12 protein-coding genes are annotated in these 17,670 nt (G+C 68.6%); 8 read left to right on the top strand and 4 right to left on the bottom strand.

Annotation, left to right across the window (positions count from 1 at the left end; all coding sequences use genetic code 11):
• The first annotated feature begins 93 nt into the window (after positions 1-93).
• Both GDJ08_RS07785 and pbpC read left to right on the top strand, forming a co-directional pair.
• Positions 94-5,028: an alpha-2-macroglobulin family protein gene (locus tag GDJ08_RS07785; protein WP_017355917.1), complete on the top strand. Its 4,935-nt coding sequence runs from the start codon at positions 94-96 to the stop codon at positions 5,026-5,028.
• A 55-nt stretch (positions 5,029-5,083) separates the two neighbouring features.
• Positions 5,084-7,456 carry a penicillin-binding protein 1C gene (gene pbpC, locus GDJ08_RS07780; protein ID WP_153164642.1) on the top strand — a complete coding sequence of 791 codons (2,373 nt, stop codon included), beginning with the start codon at positions 5,084-5,086 and terminating at the stop codon, positions 7,454-7,456.
• 43 nt (positions 7,457-7,499) lie between these two features.
• On the opposite strand, the gene GDJ08_RS07775 is transcribed toward pbpC, so the two are convergent.
• On the bottom strand, positions 7,500-8,093 hold the full coding sequence (locus GDJ08_RS07775; protein WP_153164641.1) for a ferritin-like domain-containing protein: 594 nt from the start codon (positions 8,091-8,093) through the stop codon (positions 7,500-7,502).
• 29 nt (positions 8,094-8,122) lie between these two features.
• The gene (locus tag GDJ08_RS07770; RefSeq protein ID WP_017356157.1) at positions 8,123-8,605 is read right to left on the bottom strand and encodes a peroxiredoxin; all 483 of its coding nucleotides are present in this window, start codon (positions 8,603-8,605) and stop codon (positions 8,123-8,125) included.
• 224 nt (positions 8,606-8,829) lie between these two features.
• On the opposite strand from GDJ08_RS07770, the gene GDJ08_RS07765 reads away from it, so the two are divergent.
• Positions 8,830-9,729 carry a DnaJ C-terminal domain-containing protein gene (locus tag GDJ08_RS07765; protein ID WP_136003096.1) on the top strand — a complete coding sequence of 300 codons (900 nt, stop codon included), beginning with the start codon at positions 8,830-8,832 and terminating at the stop codon, positions 9,727-9,729.
• Between the two features lie 40 nt (positions 9,730-9,769).
• On the opposite strand, the gene pilH is transcribed toward GDJ08_RS07765, so the two are convergent.
• Both pilH and GDJ08_RS07755 read right to left on the bottom strand, forming a co-directional pair.
• Positions 9,770-10,153: a twitching motility response regulator PilH gene (gene pilH / locus GDJ08_RS07760; RefSeq protein ID WP_026070786.1), complete on the bottom strand. Its 384-nt coding sequence runs from the start codon at positions 10,151-10,153 to the stop codon at positions 9,770-9,772.
• Between the two features lie 89 nt (positions 10,154-10,242).
• On the bottom strand, positions 10,243-11,241 hold the full coding sequence (locus GDJ08_RS07755) for a YhdH/YhfP family quinone oxidoreductase (protein ID WP_153164640.1): 999 nt from the start codon (positions 11,239-11,241) through the stop codon (positions 10,243-10,245).
• A gap of 205 nt (positions 11,242-11,446) precedes the next feature.
• Between GDJ08_RS07755 and hflK the strand changes: the two genes are divergently transcribed.
• The 5 genes from hflK to GDJ08_RS07730 all read left to right on the top strand — a co-directional run bounded on the left by hflK (position 11,447) and on the right by GDJ08_RS07730 (position 17,562).
• The gene (gene hflK / locus GDJ08_RS07750; protein WP_136003098.1) at positions 11,447-12,583 is read left to right on the top strand and encodes an FtsH protease activity modulator HflK; all 1,137 of its coding nucleotides are present in this window, start codon (positions 11,447-11,449) and stop codon (positions 12,581-12,583) included.
• On the top strand, positions 12,580-13,443 hold the full coding sequence (gene hflC, locus GDJ08_RS07745; protein ID WP_017354822.1) for a protease modulator HflC: 864 nt from the start codon (positions 12,580-12,582) through the stop codon (positions 13,441-13,443). The genes hflK and hflC overlap by 4 nt, the downstream gene beginning before the upstream one ends.
• A gap of 78 nt (positions 13,444-13,521) precedes the next feature.
• Complete coding sequence (locus GDJ08_RS07740) at positions 13,522-13,707, top strand: DUF2065 domain-containing protein (protein WP_026070572.1); 186 nt, start codon at positions 13,522-13,524, stop codon at positions 13,705-13,707.
• A gap of 248 nt (positions 13,708-13,955) precedes the next feature.
• Positions 13,956-15,248 (top strand): adenylosuccinate synthase, encoded by a 1,293-nt coding sequence (locus tag GDJ08_RS07735; protein WP_017354824.1) that lies wholly within the window; start codon positions 13,956-13,958, stop codon positions 15,246-15,248.
• Positions 15,249-15,441: 193 nt separating this feature from the next.
• Positions 15,442-17,562, top strand: coding sequence for a methyl-accepting chemotaxis protein (locus GDJ08_RS07730; RefSeq protein WP_153164639.1), 2,121 nt, complete (start codon positions 15,442-15,444; stop codon positions 17,560-17,562).
• The last annotated feature ends 108 nt before the right edge of the window (positions 17,563-17,670 follow it).

Here is a 17,670-nt window from a genome sequence, read left to right as displayed (position 1 = left end):
GCCCTGCCCGGCAGGGGGGGCGGACCACGGCGCCGGCAACCTGACCGCAAGGCTCGGTGCCTATAATGGCCTCCTTGATCAAGGAGTGACGTCATGGCTAGCCGCAGTCGGGTCGGGCAATGGGGCTGGAAGGGAATCGCGGGTCTGGCGCTTGCCGCCGGCCTGGTACTGGGCGTCGGGGGCTGCAAGCGCAACGACAGCGGCCAGCTGCCGGCCCCTTCCGGGGCGCCGATCGCGGCCAAGGCCGAGACCGTTGCCGGGTTTACCCTGGTGCGCGCCTTCCCGGACCAGAAGAGCGACGGCCTGTCGCTGGCGCTGGAGTTCTCGCGCCCGCTGGTCGGCACCCAGGACTTCGACACGCTGGTCCGCTTTGCCGAGAAAGTCGGCACCGACGAGAGCAGCTGGACCCTGTCCGATGACGGCAAGACCCTGCGCTACCCCTTCGTGGAGGCGGCCAAGGAGTACACCGTGATCGTCTCGCCGGACCTGCTCGCCGCCGACGGCAGCCGGATCGGCAAGGAGCTGCGACAGAAGGTGTTCAGCGGCGAACTGTCGCCGGCTGCCGGCTTCGCCTCGCAGGGCAGCGTGCTGCCCGCGCGCGACAGCCGTGGCCTGCCGGTGGTGTCGGTGAACGTGCCGGAAGTGGACGTCGAGTTCCTGCGCGTGCGCGAGAAAGAGCTGCCGAACTTCTTCAGCCAGTACCAGCGCGGCGGCCGCCGAGGCAGCTGGGAACTGGACAGCGAATACGGCGACAAGACCCCGATGTCCAAGCTGGCCGAGCCGGTGTACGTGAACCGTTTCGTGCTGGGCGGCAAGCAGAACGAGCGGGTGCTCACCTACCTGCCCACCCAGGACATCAAGGAACTGCAGGCCCCGGGTCTGTACTTTGCGGTGATGAAGCGCAGCGGCTCGTTCGACAGCGAGTTCGATACCGCGTTCTTCACGGTCAGTGACATCGGCCTGCACACGCGTGCCTACAAGGACACGCTGTTCGTCCATACCGCCTCCCTGCAGAGCGGCGCGTCGCTCAAGAAGATCGAACTGCGCGTGCTCGATGGCAAGGGTGAGGTGGTGCTCAAGGGCGCGACCGACGGCAATGGCAACGCGCTGCTGAAGTACACGCTGGATGCCAGCCACGTGCTGATCGCCAGCAGCGGCGGCGACACCACCATGCTGCCGTTCAACCAGCCGGCGCTGGACCTGAGCGAGTTCGCCGTCGCCGGGCGCGACAACGCCTGGTTCGACGTGTTCGCCTGGTCCGGCCGCGACCTCTACCGCCCCGGCGAGACGGTGCGCATTTCCGCGCTGCTGCGCGACAACGACGGCAAGCCGGTCGGCGGCCCGGGCAAGGCCGCCCAGCCGGTGTTCCTGCGGCTGAAGCAGCCGGACGGCAAGACCTTCCGCGAAACCCGGCTGCAGCCGGGCGAGCAGGGCTACATCAGCTTTGAACAGACCATTCCGGCCGAAGCGCCGACCGGGCGCTGGCAGGTGGAGTTCCGCACCAACCCCGCCAGCAAGGAAGCCATCCAGGGCATGACGCTGCGCATCGAGGAGTTCCTGCCCGAGCGCATGAAGCTGGACCTGGACAGCGCGCAGAAGACCCTCAAGCCGGGCGAACCGCTCAAGCTGATGGCCGACGCCGCCTACCTGTATGGCGCGCCGGCCGACGGCAACCGCTTCACCGCGCGGCTGGCGGTGGCCGCCGAACAGTCGCCGGTGGAATCGCTGCCCGGCTACTTCTTCGGCGACCCGACGATGGAACTGCCGCGCGAAGCGCGCGATGTGATCGACACCGAGTTCCCGGCCGACGGCAAACTGCGCCAGGACGTGGTGCTGCCGGCCGAGGTCAAGGCGACCGCCCCGGTGGCCGTGGTGGTGTCCGGCAGCGTGTACGAGACCGGTGGCCGCACCGTCACCCGCACCCTCAAGCGGGTGATGTGGCCGGCCCCGGTACTGGTCGGCGTGCGCCCGTTGTTCAAGCCCGAGGACGGCGCCGACGCCAACAGCAACGCGCGCTTCGAACTGATGCGCGTGGATGCGGCCGGCAAGGCACAGCCGGCCAAGGGCCTGAAAGCCACGCTGGTGCGCGAGCTGCGCGACTACCACTGGAGCTTCAACGACAACCGCTGGGACTACGACTTCACCCGCCGCTTCGAGAACAAGGAAACCCGCACCCTCGATGCCGGCACGGCCGCCACCACGGTCGATTTCCCGGTGGAGTGGGGCGAGTACCGGCTGGACGTGTTCGATCCGGCCACCGGCCTGACCAGCCGCTACCCGTTCCGTGCCGGCTGGAGCTGGAATGACGACAACCGTGGTCTGGATGCACGTCCCGACAAAGTCAAACTGGCCCTGGACAAGACCGCCTACAAGGCCGGTGACACCGTGCGCGTCACCGTCACCCCGCCGCACGCCGGCAAGGGTGTGCTGATGGTGGAAAGCGACAAGATGCTCTACGTGCAGGACATCGATGCCAAGCCGGGCAGCACCTTCGACATCCCGGTGACGGCGGAATGGGAACGCCACGACATCTACATCACCGCCCTGGTGTTCCGCGGCGGCAGTGCGCCGAGCAAGATCACCCCGGCCCGCGCGGTGGGGGTGGTGCATGTGCCGATGGACCGCAAGGCCCGACAGATCGCCGTGGGCCTGTCCGCGCCCAAGCAGATGCGTCCCGAGCAGACCCTGCCGGTGACCGTGAGCGCTCCGCAGCTGGCCGGCAAGGTCGCGCATGTCACCGTTTCGGCGGTGGATGTGGGCATCCTCAACATCACCCGCTTCCCGGTACCCGACGCCGCCGCGCACTTCTTCGCGCAGCGCCGCCTGGGCGTGGATGCTTACGACATCTACAGCCGTGTGATCGAAAGCTTCGACGGCGCCAGCGGCAAGCTGAAATTCGGCGGCGACATGGCGCTGGCGGCGATGCCACAGGCCAAGCGGCCCACCGCGCGCGTGCAGACCGTGGACCTGTTCTCCGGCCCGGTGAAGCTCGATGCCAAGGGTATTGCCCGGGTTGCGCTGAAGGTGCCGGACTTCAACGGCACCCTGCGCATCTCCGCGCTGGTGTATTCGGACGACCAGTACGGCAAGCGCGACATGGAAACGGTGGTGCGCGCGCCGATCCTGGCCGAGGCCAGCATGCCGCGCGTGCTCGCACCCGGCGATACCAGTACAGTGACCCTGGATGTGCAGAACTTCACCGGCAAGCCGGGCGAGTTCAAGGTGCAGGTCGATGGAATCGGGCCGCTGACGCTGGGCGAGCCTACCCGCGCGCTGACCCTGGCCGTCGATGCCAAGCGCACCTTGAGCTTCCCGCTCACCGCGCGCGAGGGCTATACGGTGGCCAAGGTGCGGGTGCGCGTGGACGGCAACGGTTTCAAGGTGGATCGTCGCTACGACCTGCCGGTGCGTGCCGCATGGCCGCAGGTACTGCGCGCGCAGACCCGCACGCTCGATCCGCTGGCGGCGGTGAGCATGGACGCCAGCCTGGCCGATGGCCTGATGAACGACTCGGTGACCGCGCGCATGCTGGTCAGCGCCTTGCCGCCGATTCCGTTCGCCAGTGCGCTCAACGGCGCACTCAACTACCCCTACGGCTGTGCCGAGCAGACCACCAGCAAGGGCTATGCGGCACTGATGCTGGATGAGGCCACCTCGGCCATGCTCGGCGCCGATGGCCTGGATGCCAAGACCCGCCGCGAGCGCATGGAAGGGGCGTTCGGCCGGCTGGCCTCGATGCAGGTGGCCAACGGCAACTTCTCGATGTGGGGCGACGACGGGTACGTCAATCCGTGGCTCACTCCGTACATCGCCGAGTTCCTGCTGGATGCCAAAGACGCGGGCTTTGCGGTACCGGACACGGTGCTGCAGAAGGCGCTCAACCGCCTCAGCGAGGACCTGCTGTCCGGCGGCAACCAGTTCTACGGCGAGGACCGCCGCGAGAACCTGAAGTTTGCCAACCAGGCGTACTCGGGCTATGTGCTGGCCCGCGTCAACCGCGCTCCGCTGGGCACGCTGCGCGCGCTGTATGACAACGAGCGCAGCAAGTCGCTGACCGGGCTGTCGCTGGTTCACCTCGGCATCGCGCTGTCGCTGCAGGGTGACCACAAGCGCGGCGATGCCGCGATCGCGGCCGGCTTCGCCAAGAGCGCGGGTGACCGTCCGGCCTACTTCGGCGACTACGGCAGTGCCGTCCGCGACGACGCCCTGATGATCGCGCTGCTGCACGAGCGCAAGCTGTCCAAGCCGGCGTACGACGCGCGGGCCATCGACCTGGGCCGCGCGCTCGATGCACGCCGCAACAGCGGCTATATGTGGCTGAGCACGCAGGAACAGGTGGCGCTGGCGCGCATGGGCAAGGCGCTGGCGGCCAACCAGAAGAAGCTGGTGTCCGGTGAGCTGGCGATCGGCGGTGAGAGCGAGGCCATCTCCGCGCGCCGCATGTTCGGCCGCAGCGTCGACTACGCCGCACTGGCCAAGGGCGTGCGCTTCACCCCGCAGGGCGAGCCGCCGATGTTCGCCAGCCTGGAAGTGGCCGGCATCCCGCGCAACCCGCCCGAGCCGGACAGCCGTACGCTTGGCGTGGAGCGCAGCTGGTACACCACCGACGGCAAGCCGTGGACGCCGCGTGCGCTGAAGGAGGGCGAGGCGCTGATCGTGCGGGTCAGCGTGACCCCGAACGTGGACATGCCCGACGCGCTGCTCACCGACCTGCTGCCGGCCGGCCTGGAGATCGAGAACTTCAACCTGGGCGATGCCAAGCAGTGGGCCGACGTGGTGGTCGACGGGCTGAGCGTGAACGACCGCGGCGATGCGGCCAACGTCAAGCATGAGGAGTTCCGCGATGACCGCTATGTGGCCGCGCTCAAACTCTCGCGCGGCAGCACGGCCAAGGTGTTCTACCTGGTGCGTGCGGTCACCCCGGGCACCTACCGCGTGCCGCCGCCGCTGGTGGAGGACATGTACCGTCCCGACCTGCGCGGCGTGGGCCGCAGCAACCCGACCACGCTGACCGTGGTGCAGCCATAGCCACTGGCCGGGTCGCCGCCCGCGCGGCGGCCCGGCGGTCCGTGTCGTTGATGCCATGACCTTTTCCTTCCTTTCCCGTCTGCGCCGCCAGTTGCGGCCGCTGTGGCCGTGGCTGCGCTGGGGCACGGCGGGCGCGCTGGCACTGCTGCTGGCGCTGGACCTGGCGTTCCCGCCGCCGCTGCCACGCCAGCGCGATACCAGCACACTGGTGGTCGCGCGTGACGGGACGCCGCTGCGTGCCTTCGCCGACGCCGAAGGCGTGTGGCGCTATCCGGCCTCCGCCGACAGTGTGTCGCCGCTGTACCTGCAGGCGCTGCTCGGTTACGAGGACCGCTGGTTCTGGCGCCATCCCGGCGTCAACCCGTGGGCGATGCTGCGCGCCGGCAGGCAATGGGTGGTCGAGCGCCGGATCGTCTCCGGCGGTTCCACTCTCACCATGCAGGTGGCGCGCATCCTCGACCCGCATACCCGTACCCCGTGGGGCAAGGCCAAGCAGCTGCTGCGCGCGGTGCAGCTGGAGGTGCACCTGAGCAAGGCGCAGATCCTGGCGCTGTACCTGGAGCGCGCGCCTTACGGCGGCACCATCGAAGGCGTCGAAGCGGCGAGCTGGGCCTACCTGGGCAAGCCGGCCTCGGCGCTGTCGCATGCCGAGGCGGCGCTGCTCGCGGTGCTGCCGCAGTCGCCCAGCCGGCTGCGGCCGGACCGCCATCCCGAGGCGGCGCAGGCTGCACGCGACAAGGTCCTCACGCGCATGGCCGACCTCGGCGTGTGGTCGCGTGAGGAGGTGGACGATGCGCGGATCGAGCCGGTGGTGACCCGCGCGCTGCAGCCGCCGCTGCACGCCGCCTTGCTCGCGCAGCGGCTGCGGTCGGCGCAGCCGCGCGCGGCGCGGATCCAGAGCACGCTGGACATCGGCCTGCAGCGCACGCTCGAAGAACGCGTGTCCTCCTATTTCTCGCAGCTGCCCGAGCGCACCTCGGCGGCATTGCTGGTGGTCGACAACCGCACCCTCGAAGCGCGCGCCTACGTCGGTTCGGTGGCATTCGGCGACAAACAACGGCTCGGCCACGTGGACATGGTGGCGGCCTGGCGTTCGCCCGGCTCCACGCTCAAACCGTTCCTGTACGGAATGGCGCTGGACGATGGGCTGATCCACTCCGAGAGCCTGATGGTCGATGCGCCGCAGGGCTTCGGCGGCTACCGTCCGGGCAACTTCGATGCCGCCTTCAACGGCCCGGTCAGTTCGGCTACCGCACTGCGGCTGTCACTGAACGTGCCCGCCGTGGACCTGCTGGACCGGGTGGGGCCGGCGCGCTTTGCCGCGCGGCTGTCGCATGCCGGCATCACCCTGCGCTTTCCACGCGGCAGCAGCCCGAACCTGTCGCTGATCCTGGGCGGCACCGGCGCACGGCTGGAAGACCTGGTGGGCGCGTTCGCCGCATTCAACCGCAATGGCATCGCCGGGCGGGTGCGCTACACCGCCGACGATGCGGTGATCGAGCGGCGGCTGATGTCGCCGGGCGCGGCGTGGATCACCCGCGAGGTGCTTGAATCCAATCCGCGCCCCGGCTACGGCACCGGCACCTTCGATGTCACCGGCCGGCCGCGCGTGGCCTGGAAGACCGGCACCAGCTACGGCTACCGCGACGCGTGGGCGATTGGCAGCACGCGGCACTACACGGTGGGCGTGTGGGTCGGGCGGCCTGACGGCACCCCGCTGCCCGGCCAGTACGGCGCGGTCACCGCGTTGCCGCTTATGTTCGAAGTGATCGACAGCCTGCCGCGCCAGAGCGGCGATGCCAGCGCGGCGCCGATGCCGGCCAGCGTGACCCGCAACGACATCTGCTGGCCGACCGGTGAGCTGGCGGACGGTACGCCGCCTGACCTGTGCCAGCGTCGCCTGCAGGCGTTCGTGCTGGACGGGGTGGTGCCGCCGACGTTTGCCGAGCGTGATGCGCGGCTCTGGCAACCCGGGCGGCAGCGCTTCGAGGTGGACGCGCGCACCGGCCTGCGGCTGTCGCCTGACTGCAGCGCACCGCATGTGGCCGAAGCGCGCGAGATCGCCCGCTGGCCGGCGCTGGTATCGCCGTGGCTGCCGTTGGCGCAGCGCCGCGCCGCGCAGTTGCCCGCGCTGTCCCCGGACTGCCGCGACGACGGCCGGCAGAGCGGCGGCAGCCTGCACATCGAAGGGCTCAACGACCGTGCGACGCTGGCACGGGCACCCAACGCCGAGCACGGTGTGCGCCTGCAGCTGCGTGCGCTCGGGACAGATGGCAGCATCGACTGGCTGCTGGATGACCGCTGGATCGCGCGCACCGAAGGCGCGCGCCTGTTCCAGCGGGATTTTGACGACGTCGGCGACCACACCCTGACCGCACTCGCCACGGATGGCGCCTGGACCCAGGTGCGCTTCCGCATCCTGCGCTGAGCGCAGCGCAGGTGGGTGGTCGGCCGCCGGCCGGCCGCCAGTGCTACTCGCCGATCCAGCCTTCCAGCAGGTCGGCGAATTCGTCAGCGTGCTCCTCTTCCTGCGCCAGGATCTCTTCCAGGATGCGCTTGGTCGTGGTGTCCTTGTCGCCGACGAAGTTGATCATCTCGCGATAGCTGTCGATCGCGATGCGCTCGGCGATCAGGTTCTCACGGACCATGTCGCGCAGATCGGTGCCTTCCTTGTACTCGGCGTGCGAGCGCGCGGTCAGCGTGTCCGGATTGAGGTCCGGTTCCCCGCCCAGCTGCACGATGCGCTCGGCCAGCTTGCCGGCATGCGCCTGCTCCTGCTGGGCATGTTCAAGGAACTCGGCCTTCACCGCATCGGCGAGCATGCCCTTGGCCATGAAGTAGTGGCGGTAGTAGCGCAGCACGCACACATATTCGGTGGCCAGGGCGTCGTTGAGCAGCTTGATCACCGCCTTGCGGTCGGCGCTGTAGGTGTCGGTGATGGCGCCATCTTCGATGTCCTTTCGCGCACGCGCACGCAGGGTGGCGGTGTCGCTGATGCCGGCCGGACGTCGGGTGCCGGCGGCGGAAGAAGGGGCGGGGCGGGCATTCTTGGCTGGCTTTGACATGGCTGGCCGGGTTCCTCTGTTGCGTGGGTTCAGCGGGAAAGGTGCTCCAGCACGTACTGCGCGGAGGACACCTCGAATGTGCCGGGTTCTTCGATGAAGGTCTGGCGCACGACGCCGTCTTCGACGTACAGCGCGAAGCGGCGCGAGCGCAGGCCCATGCAGGAACTGCTGGCGTCCATCTCCAGACCCAGGGCGCGGGTGAATTCGCCGTTGCCGTCCGACAGCATCTGCAGGCCATCGGGGACCTGTTGGCTTTCGCCCCAGGCCTTCATCACGAACGGGTCGTTGACGGCCATGCAGAACACATCGATGCCGAGGTGGCGGAAATCGGCGAAGTGCTCGATGTAGCCGGGCAGGTGGCGGGCCGAGCAGGTGGGCGTGAAGGCCCCCGGCACGGCAAACAGCACCGCCTTGCGCCCGTCGAACAGGGCGTGGGTGTCGATGGTCTCCATGCCCTCGCGGATGCGCTTGAGGGTCACTTCGGGGATGCGATCGCCTACGTGGATGGTCATGCGGGCTCCTTGTACATCGGCAGGGTAGGGCGGGCGATGGGAGGGCGGCGTCAAAACGTTGAAAACGCGCTGCCCAGCCCCATTCTGGCCCTCGTCGATGGCGCTGGCATTGCGCAGGATCAAGCCGCGGGCCCGGGGGTGACGGGCGGAAGCGTCGCCAACCGCTAGAATTGGCCGGACGGTGCCCGCCTGCGTGGGCGACCGAACTTATTCGAGGTGTCTGGATGGAATTCAAGGATTATTACGCCACGCTCGGTGTGGAACCGACCGCGGGCGACGCGGAGATCAAGACCGCCTACCGGCGGCTGGCGCGCAAGTACCACCCCGACGTCAGCAAGGAGGCCGGCGCGGAAGAGAAGTTCAAGGCCGTCAACGAGGCCTATGAGGCCCTGCGCGACCCGCAGAAGCGTGCCGCCTACGACCAGCTCAAGGCGCAGGGCTATCGCCCGGGCGAGGAGTTCCACGCACCGCCGAACTATGGCGGTGGCCAGGGCTTTGATTTCGAGGAGGTGTTCGGCGGTGGCGCCGGCGGTGGCGGCTTCAGCGACTTCTTCGAAAGCCTGTTCGCGCGCCAGCGCGGCGGTGGCGGTGGCGGGCGCTCCAGCGGTTTCGCCGGCGCCGGCGCTGGCCCGCAGCCGCTGCGCGACACCCGCGCCAAACTCTCCGTGCCGCTGGAAGCGGCTTATGCCGGCGACTCGCTGCGCATCAACGTCAACGGCCGCCAGCTGGACGTGCGCGTCCCCAAGGGCATCCGTCCCGGCCAGGTGATCCGTCTGACCGGGCAGGGCAACGGCGGTGGCAACCTGCTGCTGGAAGTGGAGTACGCCGAACATCCGCAGTTCGAGGTGGACGGACGCAACGTGCTCTACACCCTGCAGGTGACGCCGTGGCAGGCGGCACTGGGCACCAGCATCAGCGTCCCGACGCTGGGCGGTGCGGTGGAACTGAAGGTGCCGGCCGATTCGGATGCGGGGCGCAAGCTGCGCCTGCGTGGCCGCGGCCTGCCCGGCACGCCGGACGGGGACCAGATCGTGGAACTGGAGATCGTCGCGCCGGCCCCGACCGAAGAAGCGCAGAAAAAGGCCTACAAGGCGCTGGCCAAGGCCTTCGGCGAGAAGATCTGAACGACGCCCGGTGGGTGCCGACCGCAGGTCGGCACGCGGGTCAAAGGGCCGGCGGTTCCTGGCTGCTGAACACCCGCTCCAGCACCTCGGACAGCTCGTCCTCGGAGAACGGCTTGGTGATGTAGGCCTTGGCGCCCTGCCGCATGCCCCACATGCGGTCGGTGTCCTGGTCCTTGGTGGTCACCAGGATCACCGGGATATGCTTGGTGGCCGCATCGCGCGACAGCGTGCGGGTCGCCTGGAAGCCGTTGAGGTTGGGCATCACCACGTCCATCAGGACCAGGTCGGGCAGTTCGGCCTTGGCCGCTTCCACACCGGCCGCACCATCGGTGGCGGTCAGGATCTCGTGACCGAGCTTCTCGACGATGCGCTGTATCCCCAACAGCTGCGACGGTGAATCGTCGACGATCAGAATGCGTGCCATGTTGTTCCCCATGTGATGCGCGCAGTGTAGTGCGCGCCTCGCATCGGCGTGAAGCATCCGGCGCACCGTCCGTCGCCCGGCTGGCGCGCTCAGTCGATTCGTACCACCGTACGCCCGTGCCCTCCGCCGGCCAGGAGCCGTTCGAACACCCCAGGCAGGCCGTCCAGGCCCACTTCGCCGGTGCAGATGCGCTCCAGGTGGCGCGGCCGCCACTCGCTGCCGAGCTTGTCCCACACCTTCTCGCGCAGCACCCGCGGCGCGCTGGAGGACGACACGCCCAGCAGCGACACGCCGCGGATGATGAAGGGCATCACCGTCATGTCCAGCGCAGGGCTGGCGGCGAGTCCGGCACTGACCACGCTGCCGTACGGCGCGGTCTGCGCCAGCAGGCTGGCCAGCATCGGCCCGCCGGCGTTGTCCAGGCCGCCACCGAAGCGCGCCGATTCCATCGGCCGGGTGGTGGCCAGCGCCTCGCGCGGCAGCACCTCACGCGCCCCCAGGCCGCGCAGGTAGTCGGCCTGCCCGGCCTTGCCGCTGATGGCATGCACCTCGAATCCGGCCTGGCTGAAGATGTCCACCGCCAGCGAGCCCACGCCGCCGGTGGCGCCGGTGACCGCCAGCGGCCCCAGTTCGGGCGTCAGCCGGTTGTCGAGCATGCGCAGCAGCGCCAACGCGGCAGTGAAACCGGCCGTGCCCAGGATCATCGCCTCGCGCGGGGTCAGCCCGGCCGGCTGGGCGATCACCGCGCTGGAGGCCAGCCGGACATACTGGCTGTAGCCGCCATCGCGGGTCTCGCTCAGCCCGCAGCCGGTGGCCAGCACCGCATCGCCTTCGCGCCAGGCCGGGTCGGTGGAGGCGACCACCGTGCCGGCCACATCGATCCCGCCCACCAGCGGAAAGCGTCGCAGGATCCGCCCCGTGCCGGTGCCGGCCAGGGCATCCTTGTAGTTGACCGAGGACCAGCCGGCCCGGATCACCACCTCGCCGGGCGCCAGGTCGTCCAGTCCGATCGGCTCCATCCCGGCCCGATGGCCGCCGTCGGCGGCCTGGTGGATGCGGAATGCGTCGAAGGGGGCGGAAGGGAGCATGGCCGGGACCTGGCGGGGAAGGGAGGCACACACCTTACCCGCTGGCAGCGGGGGCGGGGCCGGTGCAAGGCTGCATGAATCGCATCCCGCGCCACCTTCCCCCTTCCAATCCTGCCGGTCAGCCCCATCTAGTAGAATCGGATGAGATACACCGGTTGACGTTGCGGGAGTGGCCCGCAGGCAGCCTTACCTTGATGGAGCGTGCATGGCCTGGAATACACCCGGCGGCAACAAGGGCGGACAAGGCCCCGACGATAATCGACGCGGGCCGTTCAAGCCGCGCGGCGGCGGCAATGGCGGTGGTTGGGGCGGATTGCCCGGACCGCTGAAGGAGATGTTCGATGGGAACATCCTGCGCTGGGTCGCGGTAGCGGTGGTGCTGCTGCTGCTGTTCTCCAGTTTCCAGCTGATCGGCGAACAGCAACGTGGCGTGGTGCTGCGTTTCGGCCAGTTCTCGCGGATCCTGGGGCCTGGCCCGAACTTCAAGCTGCCGTGGCCGATCGAATCGGTGACCAAGGTCAATGCCACCCAGATCAAGACCTTCAGCAGCCAGGTGCCGGTGCTGACCCGTGACGAGAACATCGTCAACGTCTCGGTCAACGTGCAGTACCGCATCGCCGATCCGCAGAAGTACCTGTTCGGTTCGGTCTCGGCCGACCAGGTGCTGGAGCAGTCGGCGCAGAGCGCGGTGCGCGAGCAGGTGGGCCGTGCCGACCTCAATACCGTGCTGAACAACCGCGGTCCGCTGGCCGTGGTCGCCGAAGAGCGTCTGCAGTCGGCGCTGAAGGCCTACCAGACCGGCCTGGTCGTGACCGGGCTGACCCTGCCCGACGCGCGCCCGCCGGAAGAAGTGAAGCCGGCGTTCGACGAGGTCAACGGCGCGCAGCAGGTCAAGGAACGCCTGATCAACGAAGCCCAGGCCTATGCGGCCAAGGTCGTGCCCGAAGCGCGCGGCCAGGCCTCGCGTGCCCGCACCACCGCCGAAGGCTACAAGCAGGCGGTGGTGTCCAAGGCGCAGGGTGATGCCGACCGCTTCAGCCTGCTGCAGGTGCAGTACAAGGACGCCCCGGAAGTCACCCGCAAGCGGCTGTGGCTGGAAACGGTGGAGCAGGTGCTCTCGCAGAACCGCAAGATCATCGGTGGCGATGGCCGCCAGCTGATCTACGTGCCGATGCCGGGTGATGCCCGCGCCGGTGCCGCCGGTGCCGCCCCGGCGGTGACCCCGGAAGTGATGCTGCCGTCGTTGCCGGCCAGCACGCCGGTGGATGGGGCGCGCGATGCCGAGCGCCCGACCACCCGACCCACCGGACGACCGACCGGTCGTGAAGGAGCCAGCCGATGAAGAGTTCACTGTGGATCGGGTTGGCCGTGGCCGCCCTGCTGGGCCTGTTGGGGTCGGTGTATGTGGTCCGTGAGGACCAGACCGCGATGGTGTTGAACCTGGGCAAGGTGGTCCGTGCGGACATCAAGCCGGGCCTGCACTTCAAGGTGCCGCTGGTGGAATCGGTACGCGTGTTCGACCGCCGCTTCCAGGTGCTGGACACCGCGCCGGCGCGTTACTTCACCGCCGAGCAGAAGGACGTCAGCGTCGACTTCTTCGCCATCGGCCGCATTTCCGACGTGCGCAACTACTACCGCGCCACCGGTGGCGATGCCGCCCTGGCCAATGCGCGCCTGGCACCGATCATCACCGACTCGCTGCGCAACCAGATCAACTCGCGCACCCTGCAGCAGCTGGTGTCGGGTGATCGCAGCGAACTGATCGCCAACCAGTTGACCGGCATCAACAAGGCGGTCAAGGAACTGGGCATGGAAATCATCGACCTGCGCATCAAGCAGATCGACCTGCCCACCGACAGCCAGGTGATCAACGATGTGTACGAGCGCATGCGCGCCCAGCGCAAGCAGGAAGCGGCCAAGCTGCGCGCCGAGGGTGAGGAGCAGTCGCTGACCATCCGTGCCCAGGCCGACCGCGACAGCACCGTGCTGGTGGCCGAAGCCGAGCGCGATGCCCAGCAGCTGCGCGGTGCCGGTGACGCCGAAGCCGCCCGCATCTACGGCAAGGCCGGTTCGGCCGACCCGTCGTTCTACGCCTTCTACCGCAGCCTGGAGGCCTACCGCGGCTCCATGACCGACGGCAATGGCGTGATCGTGCTCGACAAGAACGATCCGTTCCTGCAGTACCTCAAGAGCGATCGCTGAGGCCGCAGACGGCAGCAACCCACGGGGACCCGGTGCAGACCGGGTCCCCGTTTCATTTGTGATGGTGTGGAGTTCTTCATGAAAGACCTGTTCTCGGCGCTGTGCCTGGTGGCCGTGTTCGAAGGCCTGTTCCTGTTCGTCGCGCCCCGTGCCTGGAAGCGCATGGCCGAGCAGCTGCTGATGCTGCGCAGCAGCGCCCTGCGGACCTGGGGCGGGGTGATCCTGCTGGCCGGCCTCACCACGCTGTGGTGGCTGAAGCATTGAGACGGCCCGGCCCCCGGATGGCGGGCCTGACCGGACGGTGAAGCCGCGTGCCGCCGGGGTGGCACCGGACCCCGGAAACCCGGATAATGCACAAAAGCCGGACGGGCCTCCCCGTTCGGCTTTTTCTGTGTCTGGGCCTTCCATCGCCGGCCGCTCCCCGTTTGGAGCCGCCATCACCGCGCTGGCCAGCCCCGCCACGGTCTACCCGTCCGCGGCCCCGATGGCCGCAACACATTGAGGAGCCCGTCATGGGTCAGTCTGTCGTAGTGCTTGGTGCCCAGTGGGGCGATGAAGGCAAAGGCAAGATCGTCGATCTGCTCACCGAGGAAATCGGCGCCGTCGTGCGCTTCCAGGGCGGTCACAATGCCGGCCACACCCTGGTCATCAACGGCAAGAAGACCGTCCTGCACCTGATCCCGTCGGGCATCCTGCGTGCCGATGCACTGTGCCTGATCGGCAACGGTGTGGTGATCTCGCCGGCCGCGCTGCAGAAGGAAATCGCCGAGCTGGAAACCTCCGGCGTGGAAGTGCGTTCGCGCCTGAAGATCTCCCCGGCCGCGCCGCTGATCATGCCGTATCACATCGCCCTGGACCAGGCGCGCGAACGCGCTGCCGGCGGCAAGGCGATCGGCACCACCGGCCGCGGCATCGGCCCGGCATACGAAGACAAGGTGGCGCGTCGCGGCATCCGCATCGCCGACCTGCACTATCCCAAGCAGCTTGAAGAGCTCCTGCGCACCGCGCTGGACTACCACAACTTCGTGCTGACCAAGTACCTCAACACCGACGCGATCGACTTCCAGAAGACCTACGACGAAGCCCTGGCCTTCGGCGAGTACGTCGAGCCGATGAAGTCCGACGTCGCCGGCATCCTGCACGACCTGCGCAAGCAGGGTAAGCGCGTGCTGTTCGAAGGCGCCCAGGGCGCGCTGCTGGACATCGACCACGGCACCTACCCGTACGTCACCAGCTCCAACACCACCGTTGGCGGCGCACTCGCCGGTGCCGGCGTGGGTGCCGATGCGATCGACTACGTGCTGGGCATCGCCAAGGCCTACGCCACCCGCGTCGGCGGCGGCCCGTTCCCGACCGAGCTGGACGATGAGATCGGCCAGGGCATCCGCGACCGTGGTGCCGAGTACGGCGCCTCGACCGGCCGTCCGCGTCGCTGCGGCTGGATGGACATCGTCGCGCTCAAGCGCGCCGTGGCCATCAACGGCATCAGCGGCCTGTGCATCACCAAGCTCGACGTGCTCGATGGCATGGAGAAGCTGAAGGTCTGCATCGCGTACGAATACCGCGGCAAGCGCACCGAGTACGCGCCGCTGGACGCCCAGGGCTGGGAAGAGTGCACCCCGGTGTACCTGGAGTTCCCGGGCTGGACCGAGAACACCCACGGCATCACCAACTGGGACGACCTGCCGCCGGCGGCCCGTGCGTACCTGCGCGCGCTGGAAGAGCTGGCCGGTTGCCCGATCAGCATCGTCTCCACCGGCCCGGATCGTGACCACACGATGGTCCTGCAGGACCCGTTCGCCTGAGCGGACCGCCGGTCCCGGGCCATGCCCGGCGCCCGGCCGGGTGGCTGACACGGCCCCAATGAAAGAGCCCCGCGCAAGCGGGGCTTTTTCGTGGGTCAAGGTGAATCGGACCCATCCCGGCCGGCGCTCGCCGGTCAAGAACGCGCCGGTCAGCGCCGATAACCGGGCACTCCCCCCGGTTTGGATCGATATCATGGATTTCTTGAGGAACGTCAGCGTCGTCTGGCGTCTAGGTATGGGCTTTGGCCTGTTGTTGCTGCTGGTGGCCGCCGTCGTGGCTACCGGCGCCACCGGCAGCGTGGTGCAGAAGCGCGCGATGCAGGACGTGGCCGAGGTCAGCGTGGCCAAGGTCCGGCTGCTGTCGGACATGCTCGACGCGAACAACCAGATGATGGTCGTGCGCCGTGAAATGCTGATCCGCCAGGGTGAAGCGCGCGAGGCCGACGAGGCCCGCATCGCCGACCTGGTCAAGCGCTACGAAACCAGTTGGACCGCCTACCAGGCGCTGCCGGGCGATGCCGAGGGCAAGCAGATCGGCGAGGAGATCGCCGCCCGGCGCGCCACCGCCCGTCCATTGAACAAGCAGACCAGCGAGCTGATGCAGCAGGGCGACTTCCCGGCCGCCGTCGCGTTGACGCTTGGCGCGGTGCAGGATGCAGCCAACGGCTGGAACAAGGCCCTGGCCAATGGCGTGGCCTACGAAGAAACCCAGAGCCGCGAGGCCGCCGGCGAGGCGATCCGGCTGGGTGAGCGCACCCTGCTGCAACTGCTGGTGCTCGGCGGTGTGGCGCTGCTGGTCGGCATTGCGGCCTCCGTGCTGATCGGGCGCAGCCTGACCGGCCCGCTGGCCCGGGCAGTGGGCCTGGCCGAGCGCATGGCCAGGGGCGAGCTGGACCAGGACTTCCGCCTGGACGGCCGCGACGAACTGACCCAGCTGGGCGAGGCGATGGCCAGCGTGCGCCACAACGTGCAGGCGGCGATCACCGCGCAGCTCGACATGGCGGGTCAGCACGAGGCCGGTGCGATCAGCTACCGCATGGACGAAGCGGCGTTCCCCGGCGACTACGGGCGCATGGTGCATGCCACCAACGAACTGGTTGCCTCGCACGTGGCGGTCGAGTTCCACATGGTCGAGGTGATGCAACGCTATGCGATCGGCGACCTGAGCCGCGACCTCGACAGCTACCCCGGCGAGAAGGCGGTACTGACCCGCACGATGGCCACGGTCAAGCACAGCCTGGAAGCGATCAATGCCGAGATCGACCTGCTGGCCCAGGCCGCCAGCGCGGGCGATTTCTCGGTGCGCGGCAATGAGGCGGCCTTCCAGTTCCAGTTCCGCGCAATGGTGGCCAACCTCAACGGCATGATGGCCAGTTCGCAGGCCAGCATCGCCGATCTCTCGGCTGTGCTGCGCGCGATCTCCGTCGGCGATCTGACCTCGCGCATGGACGGCCACTACGAAGGCGTGTTCGCGCAGATGCGCGACGATGCCAACGTTACTGCCGCGCAGCTGACCGGCATCGTAGGCAAGATCCAGCTCGCGGCGGGCAGCATCAACGATGCCGCCCAGGAACTGGCTGCCGGCCACAACGACCTGTCGCGCCGCACCGAGCAGCAGGCCGCCAATCTGGAAGAGGCGGCCGCCTCGATGGAGGAGCTGACCTCCACCGTGCGCCAGAATGCCGAGCTTGCCAGCCAGGCCGACCACGAGGCGCACGCCGCCGGCGCGGCGGTGAAGGCCACCGAGCAGGCCATCGCGCAGATGGCGGCGGTGATGGGCGAGATCGACCAGTCGTCCGCACGCATCTCCGAGATCTCCTCGGTGATCGACGGCATCGCCTTCCAGACCAACATCCTGGCCCTGAACGCGGCAGTGGAAGCGGCCCGCGCCGGCGAAAACGGCCGCGGTTTCGCCGTGGTGGCCAGCGAAGTACGCACCCTGGCCCAGCGTGCCGGCGTCGCCGCCAAGGAGATCAAGGACCTGATCGACGACGCCAGCGCCAAGGTCAAGACCGGCCTGAGCGTCACCGTGGAATCCGAAGCGGCGATCACCCGCCTGACCCAGGCCAGCTCGCGCACCAATCAGTTGATGAGCGACATCGCCGCCGCCACCAAGGAACAGGCGGCCGGTATCGAACAGGTCAACCAGGTGGTGGTGCAGATGGACCAGGTGACGCAGCAGAATGCCGCGCTGGTCGAAGAAGCCACCGCGGCCAGCCGTTCGCTGGAACAGCAGGCCAGCACCCTCACCGACGCGGTGGCGGTGTTCAAGCTGGACACGGGCAGCCTCGCACCGATGCGCCGGGTCGCCTGATCCGACGGGCGTGCATGCGCGGCACCGCAGGACGGTGTCGCGCAAGCAGTGTGTTGACCGCACGGCGGAACGGCTGGCGGAGTTCCCTTTCGCCACCCGGTTCCAGTA

The sequence above is a fragment of the Stenotrophomonas nematodicola genome (assembly GCF_009467805.1).
Taxonomy (GTDB): Bacteria; Pseudomonadota; Gammaproteobacteria; order Xanthomonadales; family Xanthomonadaceae; genus Stenotrophomonas; species Stenotrophomonas nematodicola.
Note: the sequence above shows the minus strand (reverse complement) of the source record. Positions and strands in the feature narration are given on the sequence as shown.

Excerpts from the sequence above, each read along its gene's own strand:
- GDJ08_RS07785 (WP_017355917.1), top strand. The coding sequence starts at position 94 with ATGGCTAGCCGCAGTCGGGTCGGGCAATGGGGCTGGAAGGGAATCGCG.
- pbpC (WP_153164642.1), top strand. The coding sequence starts at position 5,084 with ATGACCTTTTCCTTCCTTTCCCGTCTGCGCCGCCAGTTGCGGCCGCTG.
- GDJ08_RS07775 (WP_153164641.1), bottom strand. The coding sequence starts at position 8,093 with ATGTCAAAGCCAGCCAAGAATGCCCGCCCCGCCCCTTCTTCCGCCGCC.
- GDJ08_RS07770 (WP_017356157.1), bottom strand. The coding sequence starts at position 8,605 with ATGACCATCCACGTAGGCGATCGCATCCCCGAAGTGACCCTCAAGCGC.
- GDJ08_RS07765 (WP_136003096.1), top strand. The coding sequence starts at position 8,830 with ATGGAATTCAAGGATTATTACGCCACGCTCGGTGTGGAACCGACCGCG.
- pilH (WP_026070786.1), bottom strand. The coding sequence starts at position 10,153 with ATGGCACGCATTCTGATCGTCGACGATTCACCGTCGCAGCTGTTGGGG.
- GDJ08_RS07755 (WP_153164640.1), bottom strand. The coding sequence starts at position 11,241 with ATGCTCCCTTCCGCCCCCTTCGACGCATTCCGCATCCACCAGGCCGCC.
- hflK (WP_136003098.1), top strand. The coding sequence starts at position 11,447 with ATGGCCTGGAATACACCCGGCGGCAACAAGGGCGGACAAGGCCCCGAC.
- hflC (WP_017354822.1), top strand. The coding sequence starts at position 12,580 with ATGAAGAGTTCACTGTGGATCGGGTTGGCCGTGGCCGCCCTGCTGGGC.
- GDJ08_RS07740 (WP_026070572.1), top strand. The coding sequence starts at position 13,522 with ATGAAAGACCTGTTCTCGGCGCTGTGCCTGGTGGCCGTGTTCGAAGGC.
- GDJ08_RS07735 (WP_017354824.1), top strand. The coding sequence starts at position 13,956 with ATGGGTCAGTCTGTCGTAGTGCTTGGTGCCCAGTGGGGCGATGAAGGC.
- GDJ08_RS07730 (WP_153164639.1), top strand. The coding sequence starts at position 15,442 with ATGGATTTCTTGAGGAACGTCAGCGTCGTCTGGCGTCTAGGTATGGGC.